This is a genomic window from Helicobacter sp. 23-1046 (assembly GCF_053654635.1).
In genome coordinates this window covers 379,716-394,447 of sequence record NZ_JBSIUS010000001.1, presented here as the reverse complement: position 1 = coordinate 394,447, position 14,732 = coordinate 379,716, and the positions used below count along the sequence as shown (strand labels likewise).

11 protein-coding genes and 4 tRNA genes are annotated in these 14,732 nt (G+C 42.2%); all 15 read right to left on the bottom strand.

Annotated elements, in window-relative coordinates:
* Positions 1-2: 2 nt before the first annotated feature.
* The 15 genes from rpsG to ACWIUJ_RS01820 all read right to left on the bottom strand — a co-directional run bounded on the left by rpsG (position 3) and on the right by ACWIUJ_RS01820 (position 14,695).
* Complete coding sequence (rpsG, locus tag ACWIUJ_RS01890) at positions 3-470, bottom strand: 30S ribosomal protein S7 (RefSeq protein WP_454152154.1); 468 nt, start codon at positions 468-470, stop codon at positions 3-5.
* A gap of 19 nt (positions 471-489) precedes the next feature.
* Entirely contained in the window at positions 490-879 is a 390-nt protein-coding gene (gene rpsL, locus ACWIUJ_RS01885; protein ID WP_454152153.1) for a 30S ribosomal protein S12, read from the bottom strand.
* A gap of 85 nt (positions 880-964) precedes the next feature.
* Positions 965-9,646: a DNA-directed RNA polymerase subunit beta/beta' gene (locus ACWIUJ_RS01880; protein ID WP_454168620.1), complete on the bottom strand. Its 8,682-nt coding sequence runs from the start codon at positions 9,644-9,646 to the stop codon at positions 965-967.
* Positions 9,647-9,844: 198 nt separating this feature from the next.
* Complete coding sequence (gene rplL, locus ACWIUJ_RS01875; RefSeq protein ID WP_454168618.1) at positions 9,845-10,225, bottom strand: 50S ribosomal protein L7/L12; 381 nt, start codon at positions 10,223-10,225, stop codon at positions 9,845-9,847.
* Positions 10,226-10,237: 12 nt separating this feature from the next.
* The gene (gene rplJ / locus ACWIUJ_RS01870; protein ID WP_454168616.1) at positions 10,238-10,717 is read right to left on the bottom strand and encodes a 50S ribosomal protein L10; all 480 of its coding nucleotides are present in this window, start codon (positions 10,715-10,717) and stop codon (positions 10,238-10,240) included.
* A gap of 98 nt (positions 10,718-10,815) precedes the next feature.
* Positions 10,816-11,520 carry a 50S ribosomal protein L1 gene (gene rplA, locus ACWIUJ_RS01865; protein WP_454152149.1) on the bottom strand — a complete coding sequence of 235 codons (705 nt, stop codon included), beginning with the start codon at positions 11,518-11,520 and terminating at the stop codon, positions 10,816-10,818.
* Positions 11,521-11,545: 25 nt separating this feature from the next.
* A complete protein-coding gene (gene rplK, locus ACWIUJ_RS01860) occupies positions 11,546-11,971 on the bottom strand; it encodes a 50S ribosomal protein L11 (RefSeq protein WP_454152148.1) in 426 nt (141 codons plus the stop codon).
* 15 nt (positions 11,972-11,986) lie between these two features.
* A complete protein-coding gene (gene nusG / locus ACWIUJ_RS01855) occupies positions 11,987-12,502 on the bottom strand; it encodes a transcription termination/antitermination protein NusG (RefSeq protein WP_454168614.1) in 516 nt (171 codons plus the stop codon).
* Between the two features lie 17 nt (positions 12,503-12,519).
* Entirely contained in the window at positions 12,520-12,702 is a 183-nt protein-coding gene (gene secE, locus ACWIUJ_RS01850; protein ID WP_454152146.1) for a preprotein translocase subunit SecE, read from the bottom strand.
* A 24-nt stretch (positions 12,703-12,726) separates the two neighbouring features.
* A tRNA-Trp gene (locus ACWIUJ_RS01845) sits at positions 12,727-12,802 on the bottom strand.
* Between the two features lie 76 nt (positions 12,803-12,878).
* Positions 12,879-13,049, bottom strand: coding sequence for a 50S ribosomal protein L33 (rpmG, locus tag ACWIUJ_RS01840; protein ID WP_454152145.1), 171 nt, complete (start codon positions 13,047-13,049; stop codon positions 12,879-12,881).
* A 9-nt stretch (positions 13,050-13,058) separates the two neighbouring features.
* Positions 13,059-14,258 (bottom strand): elongation factor Tu, encoded by a 1,200-nt coding sequence (gene tuf / locus ACWIUJ_RS01835; protein ID WP_454168612.1) that lies wholly within the window; start codon positions 14,256-14,258, stop codon positions 13,059-13,061.
* A gap of 69 nt (positions 14,259-14,327) precedes the next feature.
* Positions 14,328-14,402: transfer RNA gene (locus tag ACWIUJ_RS01830), tRNA-Thr, on the bottom strand.
* 70 nt (positions 14,403-14,472) lie between these two features.
* A tRNA-Gly gene (locus tag ACWIUJ_RS01825) sits at positions 14,473-14,549 on the bottom strand.
* 61 nt (positions 14,550-14,610) lie between these two features.
* A tRNA-Tyr gene (locus tag ACWIUJ_RS01820) sits at positions 14,611-14,695 on the bottom strand.
* Positions 14,696-14,732: the final 37 nt, after the last annotated feature.

The following is a 14,732-nucleotide window of genomic DNA, read 5'->3' as shown; positions in this document are numbered from 1 at the left end:
ACTTACCAGCGATAATGCGCAAACGCTTTGTTTGCTTCCGCCATTTTATGCACATCTTCTTTTTTCTTAAACGCTGCGCCCTTATCACTCACAGCGTCCATAAGCTCGTTTGCTAATCGCTCCACCATTGTGCGCTCATTACGCTTGCGTGTAGCCTCAAGAATCCAACGGATAGAGAGTGATTGCTGACGCGCAGGACGCACTTCTACGGGCACTTGGTAAGTCGCACCACCCACACGCCTAGAGCGCACCTCTACAAGAGGTTTGACTTTTTCTAATGCTTTTTCAAACACCTCTATGCCCTTTTCGCCACTTTTTTCTTCAATCTTTGAAAACGCTGCGTAAATGATTTTTTCACTCACACTTTTTTTGCCTTCATACATCATTTTGTTGATAAACTTGGTTACAACCTTGTTGTTGTAGATTGGGTCGCCTAAAATCTCTCTAACGGGGGCTCTTCGTCTTCTCATTTACACTCCTTATTTATATTTACTTTTGCTCGCCACCAGCTTTTGCCTTTTTCGCGCCATATTTTGAGCGCGAAACGGTTCGCTTAGCCACACCAGCTGTATCAAGCGCACCACGAATAATGTGATACTTCACACCGGGCAAATCTTTCACCCTACCGCCGCGCACAAGCACGATAGAGTGCTCTTGGAGATTATGTCCCTCACCGGGGATATAGCTGATGACTTCAAATTTTGAAGTCAGCTTTACCTTTGCCACTTTTCTTAACGCAGAGTTTGGCTTTTTAGGCGTGGTAGTATAAACACGCGTGCAAACACCGCGCCTTTGAGGGCAATTCACCAATGCAGGTGATTTAGTCTTTTTGATGACTTTTTTTCGTTCTTTCCTAATAAGTTGGTTAATGGTTGGCATTTTGCTCCTTTCTTTTAGTGAAACGCGTATTATAGCTTATTTTCACTTGTTTATTCTTAAATTTTATAGAATCTACTCATAGATTCTACTCCTCTTGCTTAGAGTAACGAAACTTTTTGTTTCGATACATTCCTGTGCCCACAGGTATCATTCGCCCTAGCACGACATTTTCTTTCAAATCATCAAGCACATCGGTTTTTGCTGCGATACTTGCTTCTGTAAGAACCTTTGTGGTTTCTTGGAACGATGCTGCTGAAATCACAGAATCACTTCCAATAGCCGCTCTAGTGATACCGAGCAACACAGGCTCAGCGATAGCTGGCTCGCCACCGAGCTTTAAGATTCTCTCATTTTCCTCTTTAAAGTGTCGCTTACTCACTAAATCACCCTCGATAAACTTCGTATCGCCACTATCAATCACTTTGACTTGTCTTAGCATTTGTGAAACGATAATTTCAATATGTTTATCAGCGATATTCACACCTTGTCTGCGATAGACTTGCTGCACTTCGCTAATAATGTATTTATGCAACTCTTTCTCGCCTGCGATGCGCAAAATGTCGTGGCTTGAAGTAATGCCATCGGTAATAGCCTCACCCGCGTGGACAAACTCACCTGTATGCACCAAAATCTTCTTATTTTTATCAATAAGATATTCCGCTACTCTACCATCTTCGGCGGTTATGATGATTCTCTCCTTAGCGCGAACCGCTTTGCCAAAACTCACAAAGCCATCAATCTCAGAGAGGACTGCAGAGACCTTTGGTTGTCTCGCTTCAAAAAGCTCTGAAACGCGAGGCAGACCACCTGTAATATCCTTTGATTTTGCAAGTGCCTTAGGCGTTTTTGCTAAAATCTCTGCCACGCTCACTTGTGCTTCATCAGCCACCGTAATCGTAGTCTTAGATTCTAATGGATAGATATGCTCTTTACCATTTTTCTCAATTACCACGATTGATGGCTTTAAATGTGCGGGGATATACTCGCTTACTACGAGGCTTTTTGAGCCTGTGTTCTCATCTTCTTGCTCACTGACAGTAAGCCCTGAAATAATATCTCTATATTCAACCTTTCCAGCTACTTCAGCAATAAGCGGGATATTGTATGGGTCCCACTCAGCGATGATGACTTTTTCATTTGATGCAGGCTCACAAAGCAATGTCTTAGAATCTACCTTTGTATTGTCATCAACGAGAATCTTTGAATTGCGCGCAATATAGTGCCTTGTAGCTTCTCTATCGTTCTCATCGGCAATCACAGCAAACATTCCCTTTTCATCGACCACCATTCCCTTTTTGACATTATGTATGCGCTCTAGTGTATCAGCATTAAGCAAGTAAAATTTCACTACGCCCTTTTCCTTTGCCTCGATAGTGCTTGCAATCGGGTCATTATCAGCGACTTTTAACTCACTTCCATAAGGGATTCTGTGTGGGACATTCCAATTATCTTTAATCACATCGACCACACTGCCACCAGCAGCCACTTTATATCCACTCTCGTGAGGGACAAGTAACTTGCCATCAACCTTACCCGTTACCCCTGCTAGCTCATTTTTCTTAGCAATGTCATCTTTGCGTAAGTTATAATGCACTTTTTTCTTTTCACCCACAATGCTAATTACAACTTCATCGTGGACATTTTCGATATGCACCACGCCATCAAATGGAGCTTTTATCTTTGGCTCTACGAGCAATATAGCAGCATTGCGTCTATTTGCTACGACATTCTTGCCTTCTTTGTTTTTGAAAGTCTTAATGTTGTAATAACGGATAAAGCCCTCCTTGCTTACTTCGATTTGTCGCTCCTCTGTATCTCTGCTCGCTGTCCCACCAATGTGGAAAGTTCTCAATGTAAGCTGAGTGCCGGGCTCGCCGATAGATTGCGCTGCTAACACGCCCACTGCATCGCCGGGATTTGCCATTTTAGATTCTCCAAGATTTAATCCATAGCATTTAGAGCATACGCCTTTTTGCGCCTTACAAGTTACAGGGGTGCGAATGGTTACTCTTGTAACGCCAGCCTCCTCAATGCGCGTAGCCATATCCTCATCAATAAGCGCACCCTCACTAAAGAGAATCTCATTGGTAATTGGGTCGATTATATCCCGCGCGAGCACTCTACCTTGCACGCGCTCTTTGAGTGATTCTATAAGTTCATTCCCTACCGTAATGTCTGAAATCTCTACACCCTCGTGCGTGCCACAATCCTCAATCGTTACTTTGACATTTTGACTCACATCAATGAGCTTACGCGTCAAATATCCAGCATTAGCAGTCTTTAACGCGGTATCAGTGAGACCCTTTCTTGCTCCGTGCGTAGAGTTAAAATACTCCAACACATTTAAGCCTTCTTTAAAGTTTGAAGTAATAGGTGTCTCAATAATCGTGCCATCTGCCTTTGTCATAAGACCACGCATTGCAGAAAGTTGGCGAATCTGCGCAGCATTACCACGCGCTCCAGAATCTGCCATCATATAAATGGAGTTAAATCCATCTTTGTCAGCTTGGATAATTTTCATCATCTCTTTACCCATTGCCTCGCTTGTCTCCGTCCAAATATCAATACTTTTATTATATCGCTCTTGGGCTGCAAGCAAGCCTTGGTCAAAGTCAGACTGCACTTGTTTGGCTTCTTTTTTGGCTTTGAGTATCTTAGATTCCTTATCGCTTGGGATAATAATATCCGCCGCAGAAATAGAAATGCCAGCCTTCGTGGCATATCTAAAGCCTAGATTCTTCAAATCATCTAAGAATGTCGCTGTAACCTCTAATCCGCCGTGTTTATACACATAATCAATCAACACACCAATATCTTTTTTCTTAAGAATCTTATTCCATAGATTCAGTGGCACAAAGTCTGGCAATATTGAGCTAATAATCATTCTACCAGCAGTAGTTTCGATAATTCTACGCTCTTTTAGTGTGCGAATTTTCGCGTTAATATCAAGCTCAAACATATCAATGGCAATCATCACTTCTTCAACATTGCCAAAAAGTTTGTGCTCGCCTCTTGCGCCTTTTTTCTCCAATGAAAGATAATAAAGTCCTAGCACCATATCTTGGCTAGGCACAGCCACAGCCTTACCGCTTGCTGGGAGCAAGATATTCATTGAGCTTAGCATTAGCACTTTGCACTCAGCAATCGCCTCTTGGCTAAGTGGGATATGCACAGCCATTTGGTCGCCATCAAAGTCAGCGTTAAATGCAGAGCACACTAATGGGTGAAGCTGAATCGCCTTGCCATTGATAAGCGTTGGGTGGAACGCTTGGATTGATTGCTTATGCAATGTCGGTGCGCGGTTAAGCAACACAGGATAATCCTCCACAATTTCTTGCAAACATTCCCAAACCTCATTATTTTTTTGCGCTATCATTTTTGTAGCCTGCTTGAGATTAGTTGCATAGCCCTTTTCCTCAAGTTTAGCAAATAAATGTGGTTTAAAAAGCTCTAATGCCATATTTTTAGGCAATCCACATTGGTCCATTCGCAAATTTGGTCCCACGACAATCACACTTCGTCCGCTAAAATCCACGCGCTTACCGAGTAGATTCTGACGGAATCGCCCTTGTTTCCCTTTGATAATTTCGCTTAGGGATTTGAGTGGGCGTTTGTTTGCGCCCTTTACAGCATTGGCATTGCGTCCATTATCAAAAAGCGCATCAACGGCTTCTTGGAGCATTCGCTTTTCGTTGCGAATAATAATCTCTGGGGAATCAAGCTCAATGAGACGCTTTAATCGCTGATTGCGGTTAATCACACGGCGATAAAGGTCATTGACATCACTTACTGCAAACTTCCCACCATCTAGCGCAACCAATGGGCGCAAATCTGGTGGCAACACAGGAAGCACGGTCAAAATCATCCATTCTGGGCGTCTGCCAGAATTGATAAAGTTTTCAACCACTTTCAAACGCTTCACTATGGTCTTTTTCTTTGCTTCTGAATTGGTGGATTTGGCTTCTTCGCGCAATTTTTGCAACAACTCCACTAAATCAAGTTGCTCTAGCAAATCTCGCACGGCTTCACCACCCATTTGTGCGACAAAACCCTTATCGGCAAATCGTTGGTTAATGTTTTGGAATTGCTCCTCATTAAGCACATCATACTTTAAAATTGGTTTTGTGCCCTCATTATCATAGCTCGCCTCACCGGGTTCTTTAACAATATAAGCCTCATAATACAACACGCGCTCTAAATCTTTCATTTTCACACCCAAAAGCGTGCCGATACGACTAGGCAGTGAGCTTACATACCAAATATGCGCCACAGGTGCAACCAACTCGATATGCCCCATTCGATAACGGCGCACTTTTGCTTCTGTTACTTCCACACCACATTTCTCACAAATTTGTCCTTTGTAACGCATTTTTTTGTATTTTCCACAAAGGCACTCATAATTACGCACAGGTCCAAATATTTTCGCACAAAACAATCCATCGCGTTCTGGCTTGAGTGTGCGATAATTGATTGTTTCTGGCTTTTTAACTTCTCCCCTACTCCAAGAACGCACATCTTCTGGGCTTGCTAGCACGAGCTGAAAGGCATTAAAATCTTTTGGACGATTATCTTCTTTAATCTCTAATTGCTGTGGTGCGCCGTTTTCATCAAGCTCATTGCTATATACCTTGACATCAAGCACAAGAGATTGCAACTCTTTTGTAAGAACATAAAAAGTTTCTGGAATCTTAGATTCTCCCACAAGCTCGCCTCTTGTGATTGCCTTATATGCTTCTCTACGCCCTTCAGTATCATCAGATTTGATAGTGAGCATTTCTTTTAGCGTATGTGCTGCACCATACGCCTCCAACGCCCACACTTCCATTTCTCCAAACCTTTGCCCACCAAAGAGTGCCTTACCACCAACAGGTTGTTGCGTTACAAGGCTGTAAGGTCCTGTGCTTCGTGCGTGAACTTTCTCATCGACCAAGTGGTGGAGCTTTAACATATACATATAGCCCACATTTACACGCTCAAGCATTTTTTCACCAGTCTTGCCGTCATAAAGTTCAGTCTTGCCGTCCATATCAATTTTGGCTAGCTCAAAAAGTTTATTAAACCTTTCCTGCTCGATACCCTCAAACACAGGGATAGCAAACTTTATCCCACTGCTCCAATCTCTAGCATATCCTACAAGCTCTTCATCGCTTAAATTCTTTATAAACTCTGTAATTGCTGGATTATCGCTATTTATAAGTGTAGAAATTTCGAGCATTTTTGCACGCAAGTCTTTTACCCAAGTCTTGCTTTGAGAAGTGAGGAGATTCTCAATTTGCAAGCCCAAATTGCGCCCCACAAGTCCCAAATGCACTTCCAAAATCTGCCCGATATTCATACGACTTGGCACACCAAGCGGATTTAAGATAATGTCAATAGGTTCGCCATCTTTAGTATAAGGCATATCCACAAGTGGCACAATATTTGAAACTATACCTTTATTTCCGTGTCGTCCAGCCATTTTATCGCCCACTTTAAGTTTGCGTTTTGTGGCGATATAAATTTTTACTAACTTAACCACGCCACTTGGCAAAATATCATCTTTTTCTAACACAGAAATCTTTTCCTCGTGCTCTTCTCCTAAAGATTTTTTTTGCTTTAAGAAATTGTCTTTGATTTGCTCATATTGTGTCTGCATTGCTTTTGGATAGCTTTTTATAAGCGTGGTAAGCGCAAAACGATTGATATTTATGATTTCACTCTCTGGCACCATTGTCCCTTTTTTGTAGGTCTTAGTGCCTATGACTGCATTGCTAGCAAGTTTTTCTTTAGAAAGAAGTCGCGAGATTCTAATCATTTCCTCTTGATTAAGCATTGTAAGGCGGTCGTGGTGCTCAATATCAAGGGCAGACTTTTCCTGCTCAAACGCACTAATAGCGCGCAAATCCTTTTCGTAGCCTTTCTTTGTGAATATTTTCACATCAACAACGATACCCTCCAAAGACGGCGGACAATAAAGCGATTTATTGACCACATGCCCAGCCTTTTCGCCAAAAATCGCGCGAAGCAATCGTTCCTCTGGTGTTGGCTTAACCTCGCCTTTTGGAGAGACCTTACCCACAAGAATCATACCGCCACTGACATAAGTTCCAATGCGGACAATCCCACTCTCATCAAGGTGAGCGACTTCACTTTCTTTCACACCCGGTATATCTGAGGTAATTTCCTCTGTGCCGTGTTTTAGCTCTCTAGCATCAATTTCTTTTTCATAAATATGCACCGAAGTAAAGGCATCTTCTTTAATCAACCGCTCACTTACGACAATAGCGTCCTCAAAATTATATCCATTCCAAGGCATAAACGCTACGCGGATATTTTTACCCAACGCCAATTCGCCATTATCCATACTAGGACCATCAGCGATAACTTGCCCAGATTCTATAACATCACCCTTTTTGACAATAGGTTTTTGATAAAACGCCGTATTTTGGTTGGTTCGCAGATTTTTACAAAGTGAGTAGTGGTCGATATACGCGACATTGTTCTCATCTTCACCTAAAATATAAATACTCTTAGAATCTACTTTCTCTACTACACCTCCGCGTTTTGCCTTGATAGCTTCCCACGCATCACGCGCGATAACCTTCTCAATCCCTGTGCCAACGATTGGTGCATCAGGCTTTAATAGCGGGACAGCTTGGCGTTGCATATTTGAACCCATCAGCGCACGGTTCGCATCATCGTGCTCTAAAAATGGAATAAGCGAAGCTGCCACACCCACAAGCATACGCGAGCTTAAATCGATAAATTCCACTTTGGACTTTTCTGCCAAAATAATTTCACCATCTTTTCTTACTTCAATCAAATCTTCTAATATATTTCCCTTGCTATCTACCTTTGTCGAGGCGGGGGCAATAATGATACCCTCCTCTTGTGCGGCAGTGAGATAGACAATCTCATTGCTCACCTTGCCATCTTTTACTTTTTTATACGCTGCTTCTACGAATCCTAAATCATTCACGCGTGTGAAAGTCGAAAGGGTATTGATAAGCCCGATATTTTGTCCTTCAGGGGTTTCGATAGGGCAGATTCTGCCATAATGCGTAGGATGCACATCGCGCGCTTCAAATCCTACGCGCTCTTTCACCAAGCCTCCCTCGCCAAGTGCTGATAGTCGGCGTTTGTGCGTGATTTCGCTAAGCGGATTTGTTTGGTCCATAAACTGAGAAAGTTGCCCGCCTGTGAAAAACTCCATAATAGTCGAAGTAATCATTTTAGAGTTGATTAAATCGTGTGGCATTAGATTCTCATACGAACCATTAAGAGAACTTAGTTTATCACGGATTGCTTTTTGCATTTTAACCAAACCTAAATGCAATTCGTTTGCTAAAAGCTCGCCGATAGAGCGGATTCTACGATTACCCAAATGGTCTCTATCATCAATGTGTCCCTCGCCATTACGCACGCTCATTAGATATTTTATCGTTGCGATAATGTCATTATGAGTAAGCACGGTAACATAATCTGGGACATTTAACCCAAGTTTATGGTTCATTTTCATTCGCCCCACACGAGTCAAATCATATCGCTCTGGGTCGAAGAATAACTGCCCGACAAATGACTTTGCCACCTCTTTTGTTACAGGCTCGCCCGGACGCATTACCTTGTAGATTCTAATAGCAGAAAGCTCATTTTCATCTTCAATTTTTTCACTTTGTTTTAAAAGTCGCAAAGCCTCTGAATCAGCCAAAAACGAATTGATAAGAGAATTATCCAATCCCTTAGCTGTATCATTAGCGACATAAAATTCTTTGATTCCTAGCTCGCTTAATTTCTCAAGTTTGCCCTCATCAAGCTGAGTAAGCGTATCAAAAAGCACCTCGCCTTTTTTGTCATTTATAGGTTCGCACAGATACTTATTGGTAAGTTTTTCGGTAGGATACTCTATCCAGCCGATTTCGCTTTCGATTTCTTTGAGTTCTTTGAGTTTTCTGCTACCAATTCTTTTACCCGAAGCTAAAATCAAATTACCCTTAGAATCTTTGATGTCAAATTCCGCACGCGCACCGATATTATCGACACTAAAAGGAATGAGATATTTACCACCCTTGCCACTTTTAGCCTTTTCAAAGCGCACGGCAAGTCTAGGATAAAAAATGTTTAAAATATCTTGTTTTGTGTAGCCAAGTGCACGCAAAACAATAGTTACAGGCACTTTACGGCGTTTGTTAATCCGTGCATACAGCACATCTTTAGCATCATACTCAAAATATAGCCAAGCACCTCTATCTGGGATAATTTGCCCCGTATAAATAAGCTTGTTTGATGAAGTGTTTGACTCCTCTTCTTTAAAAATCACGCCCGGACTTCTATGGAGCTGATTTACCACTACGCGTTCCACGCCGTTAATAATAAAGCTTGTGCGGTCAGTCATAAGCGGAATCTCACGCACAAAAATACTTTGCTCCTTTACATCTTTGACACCGAGTTTATCGCCCGTTTTTTCATCTTTTTCCCAAAAGATGAGACGAATTTTCATCTTAAGTGGAATGGCATAAGTAATCCCTCGCACCATCGCTTCAGTCGTGGTATATCGAGGCTTGCCAAACTCGCAACCCGCGTATTCTAAAGTAATGCGCCCCTGTGCATCTTGAATAGGAAAAATGGACTTAAAGACTTTTTCAATCCCACTTTCCTTACTAGAATCTACGCTTAAAAAATCATTATAGCTATCCCTTTGTAGCAACAAAAGGTCTGGCACTTCTGGAATCTGAGAACTTTTTGTAAAATCTAATCGTAGTCTATTTTTTAGTATGTTTTGCTTCGACATTACCCATCCTTGCTTTAATTTACTGGCTAATACCCTAGAAAAATTCCACCTTAATGCTACTTGTGGAATTTTCCTAACATATTGCAACTTTGATAACTTTATTAAAAGTCATCAATCCACCATACATTTAAGATTCTTGCATTTGTATGCCACGCCCAAAGGCACGAAGCCTAAGGACATAACTTAAATATAGCGCAATTACTTAATCTCTGCTTTTGCACCTGCTTCTTCAAGTTTTTTCTTAAAGGCTTCTGCATCTTCTTTGCCTACACCTTCTTTAAGCGTGCTAGGTGTTTGCTCAGTAGCATCTTTTGCTTCTTTTAATCCAAGTCCTGTAATCTCTCGCACAGCTTTAATCACAGCGATTTTATTCGCACCTGCATCAAGGAGAATGACATTAAACTCTGACTTCTCCTCTGCTGCGCCACCGCCACCAGCTGCTGCGCCACCGCCACCAGCGACCACTGTGGGTGCTGCTGAAACGCCAAATTTTTCTTCAAATGCTTTCACAAGCTCTGAAAGCTCCAAAACCGATAGATTCCCAATGTATTCTAATACTTCTTCTTTTGTAATAGCCATTTTATGCTCCTTTTAATTTTGTTTTTGTTTTGCTAAATTATCAAGCCCCGTAACGAAATATCGCGCAGGCGCACTCCACACGGATAGTAACATACCAATAAGCTCTTGCTTGCTTGGAAGTTTTGAAATGCTAACGATATGTGATTTTTCCACAATCGCGCCATCAAAATATCCAAACTTCACACTAAAGTTCTCTTCATTTGCATCTGCAAATTTACAGACAACCTTTGCCAATGCTATTTGGTCGCTACTCCAAATGAAAATATTCGTGCCCTTTAGTTCGCTCTGCGGATATTTCGCATTGTTCATTGCAATTGTTGCCAAAGTATTTTTAATCACTTGGACTTTAATGTCATTTTCACGAGCTTGCGCACGCAAAGATTCCAATTTCGCAACGCCCAATCCCTTATAATCGCACACAATCATTGAGTTAGCTTTTTCAAACTCGGCACTTAAACTCTCAACAGTCTGAATCTTTTCTTGCTTCGTCATTCACTCTCCTTTCAGACCAAATCTCACATAGGGTTTGCTTTTAAGCGTTAAAACGCCCCGATGATCTTCAATCTAAGATAAATTGCCTATAATGCCCTCTACTTCGTATCCATCAACTCTTGAGAATCTAGCTTCACACTAGGACTCATTGTGAGGGATAGCGAACCACTTTTAATATACTTGCCTTTTGCAGAGCTTGGCTTTAAGCGATTAATTGCTCGCACAAACTCAAGCATATTTTCTCTAATTTTTTCTTCTTGGAAACTTGCCTTGCCAATGGGTGCGTGAATGATTCCCTTTTTATCCACACGAAAATTCACCTGTCCGCTTTTGGCATTTGACACAGCTTTGCTGACATCGGCGGTAACGGTGCCTGTCTTTGGGTTTGGCATAAGTCCCTTTGGCCCTAAGATTCTACCAACCTTACCAACAAGTGCCATCATATCAGGTGTGGCGATAACCATATCAAAGTTCGTGTTGCCGTTTTTTATCTCTTCAGCCAAATCATCTGCTCCGACAATATCTGCCCCTGCCGCTTTTGCTTCATCAGCTTTCACTCCCTTAGCAAACACCGCTACACGCACGGTCTTGCCCGTGCCGTGTGGTAACACAACCGCTCCGCGAATCATTTGGTCAGCGTGTCGAGGGTCAACTCCTAGTCGCAATGCAATCTCCACCGTCTCATCGAATTTCGCCGAAGCAAGAGACTTCACTACACCAACGCCACTTTGCACATCATAAATCTTTGCAGAATCTACCTTAGAGTGCAAATTTTGTAATCTTTTTGTTGTTTTTTTTGCCATTTTAAACTCCATTTACTCTACAAATTTAATCCACAATTTCCACGCCCATAGAGCGAGCACTTCCAGCCACGATTTTTTTAGCAGCTTCAATATCTGTGGCGTTTAAATCTTGCATTTTAGATTCTGCAATTTCTTGCAACTGCTTTTGTGTAAGCTTACCAACTTTGTTTTTAAGTGGATTATCCGAACCCTTTGATAAATTGATAGCCTTTTTGATTAAGTCCGTTACAGGTGGCTTTTTAGTGATAAATGAAAAACTCTTGTCTTGATACACGGTAATAATCACGGGGATATTAAAATTACCCATATCCTTTGTTTTTTCATTAAACGCTTTGCAAAATTCCATAATGTTAATACCCCTTTGCCCCAAAGCTGGACCAACGGGCGGAGATGGGTTTGCCTTACCTGCTGGGATTTGCAATTTTAATTCGCCAACTACTTTTTTTGCCATAATGTCCTTCCTAAATTAAATGATTTTCTCTACTTGAGAGTATGGAATCTCCACAAGTGTATTGCGATTAAAAATAGAAACATTAAGTTTTAGCTTGCGCTGCTCAATGTCATACTCCTCCACGGTTGCAGTGAAGTTCGCAAACGGACCATCAACAATGCGCACCACTTCACCATTTTCAAAAAAGATTTTTGGCTTGGGCGCAGCAGGATTCTTAATTTTCTCCAAAATCTTGTTAATATCCGCTTCGCTTAGAGGTGTGGGCTTATTTTGCTCACCAATGAAGCGTCCAACGCGTGGCAAAGACTGAATCAAATGCCACAACTGCGTGTCCAAATCAACCTTGATAAACACATAACCCGGATAAAGGCTTCGCTGAGTAACCTTTTTTTTCTCATCATATACACCCTCAGTCGGCACGACAATTTCCTCAAATCGCTCTTGGATTCTATTTTCCTTGATGAGATTCTCTATCGCGCGCTTTACTGATTGCTCGCTACCAGAATAAGTCTGTATCGCATACCACTCCACACCAACTCCTTAAAAAATTATGACAAAATGCTCGTTACAGAAGCAGACAAAATGGCATCAACTAATGCTAAAAACAATGTAATAACTATCACCACAGCAACCACAGATATAGAAGCATTGCGCACCTGCTCCTTTGTAGGACGGATAACCTTGCTTAGCTCCTCTCTAGCGTTTCTATAATAAGTTATTATTTTTTTCATATCTCTCTCTTTTGCACTTAGCTATGGCGGGCCAGGAAGGACTCGAACCCTCAACATTCGGTTTTGGAGACCGACGCTCTACCATTGGAGCTACTGACCCTTCCCTTAAGCCATTTATGTATGGAATCTAGCGCGCATCAAACGACTCCATAAGAGATGATACGCGCCACAATATCCTAGCTTTTAAGCTTTACTTCCTTGTGAATAGTGTGTCTATTCAAACGAGGACAAAACTTTTTGAGCTCCAGTTTTTCTGTATTTGTTTTCGCATTCTTGGTGGTGGAATAGTTTATATCACCACATTCCGAACACTTAAGTCCCACCTTGATGACATTTCCCTTTGCCATTTTCTTGCCTTACTCGATAATTTTTGTTACCACGCCAGCACCGACAGTCCTACCACCCTCGCGGATAGCGAATCGTGTCCCTTCCTCAAGCGCGATTGGGTTGATAAGCTCAACGGTAATCTTTACATTATCGCCGGGCATAACCATTTCTACACCGCTAGGCAAAGTAATTGAGCCTGTTACATCGGTAGTGCGCACATAGAATTGCGGGCGGTAACCATTAAAGAATGGAGTATGTCGCCCACCCTCATCTTTTGAAAGCACATAAATTTCGCCCTCAAATTTCTTATGTGGTGTGATTGAGCCGGGCTTACAGAGCACCATACCACGCTCGACTTCCTCTTTCTTTGTGCCTCGCAACAAGATTCCGACATTATCGCCAGCTTCACCCTTATCAAGCTCTTTTCTAAACATTTCCACGCCTGTAACAGTGGTTTTTTGTGTATCGCTAATTCCTACGATTTCTACTTCATCACCCACTTTTACTACACCGCGCTCAATCCTACCTGTAACGACCGTTCCGCGTCCAGCGATTGAAAACACATCTTCGACAGGCATTAGGAAAGTCTTTTCTGTATCTCTTTGTGGTGTTGGGATATATTTATCCACTTCAGCCATAAGAGCGAGAATCTTCTCTCCCCACTCGCCGACATTGCCAGCTTTAGCTTCTTCAAGTGCTTTAAGCGCAGAACCCGCTACGATTGGTGTATCATCACCGGGGAACTCATACGCACTTAGCAGTTCGCGCACTTCCATTTCCACCAAGTCAAGCAACTCTTTATCATCAACCATATCTTGTTTGTTTAAAAACACCACGATATATGGCACGCCTACTTGACGAGAAAGCAAAATATGCTCGCGTGTTTGAGGCATAGGACCATCAGCAGCAGACACGACCAAAATCGCGCCGTCCATTTGCGCCGCACCTGTAATCATATTTTTTACATAGTCGGCGTGTCCGGGACAATCCACGTGTGCGTAGTGGCGATTCTCTGTCTCATACTCGATGTGAGAAGTCGCAATGGTAATACCTCTTTCCTTTTCTTCAGGAGCATTATCGATATTGTCATAATCTTTAAGCTCCGCAAGACCTTTTGTTGCCAACACAGCTGAAATAGCAGCACTTAGCGTTGTTTTGCCGTGGTCGACATGCCCGATTGTTCCGACATTGACATGTGGCTTACTTCTGTTAAATTTCTCTTTTGCCATAATTTTCTCCTTATCATAGATTTGTAAAGCACGGAATCTACGGCAAATTCAATGCTTTATGTGAAAAACTGGAGCCCATAAGCGGGATTGAACCGCCGACCTCTTCCTTACCAAGGAAGTGCTCTGCCACTGAGCTATATGGGCTTAACTTTATGAAGCGAGATTCTATACACATTTTATTAACAAAAGTGCAATGAAGAATCAGCTCCCAGATTGGAGCGGGAAACGGGGCTCGAACCCGCGACCCTCAGCTTGGAAGGCTGATGCTCTAGCCAACTGAGCTATTCCCGCAAACTTCAAACTACTATCCCAAACTACCATTAAGAATTGCCTTAGGCAATTTTTATTCCAATGGTGGTGAGTCGTGGATTCGAACCACGGAAGACATAGTCAGCAGATTTACAGTCTGCCCTCGTTGGCCACTTGAGTAACTCACCAAAGACAAAAATCAAATAGGACAGCCAAACACTGGTC

Bases quoted from the DNA above. Each gene is read 5' to 3' on its own strand.
- rpsG (WP_454152154.1), bottom strand. From the start codon at position 470: ATGAGAAGACGAAGAGCCCCCGTTAGAGAGATTTTAGGCGACCCAATC.
- rplJ (WP_454168616.1), bottom strand. From the start codon at position 10,717: ATGACGAAGCAAGAAAAGATTCAGACTGTTGAGAGTTTAAGTGCCGAG.
- ACWIUJ_RS01880 (WP_454168620.1), bottom strand. From the start codon at position 9,646: ATGTCGAAGCAAAACATACTAAAAAATAGACTACGATTAGATTTTACA.
- rpmG (WP_454152145.1), bottom strand. From the start codon at position 13,049: ATGGCAAAGGGAAATGTCATCAAGGTGGGACTTAAGTGTTCGGAATGT.
- rplA (WP_454152149.1), bottom strand. From the start codon at position 11,520: ATGGCAAAAAAAACAACAAAAAGATTACAAAATTTGCACTCTAAGGTA.
- secE (WP_454152146.1), bottom strand. From the start codon at position 12,702: ATGAAAAAAATAATAACTTATTATAGAAACGCTAGAGAGGAGCTAAGC.
- rplL (WP_454168618.1), bottom strand. From the start codon at position 10,225: ATGGCTATTACAAAAGAAGAAGTATTAGAATACATTGGGAATCTATCG.
- rpsL (WP_454152153.1), bottom strand. From the start codon at position 879: ATGCCAACCATTAACCAACTTATTAGGAAAGAACGAAAAAAAGTCATC.
- tuf (WP_454168612.1), bottom strand. From the start codon at position 14,258: ATGGCAAAAGAGAAATTTAACAGAAGTAAGCCACATGTCAATGTCGGA.
- rplK (WP_454152148.1), bottom strand. From the start codon at position 11,971: ATGGCAAAAAAAGTAGTTGGCGAATTAAAATTGCAAATCCCAGCAGGT.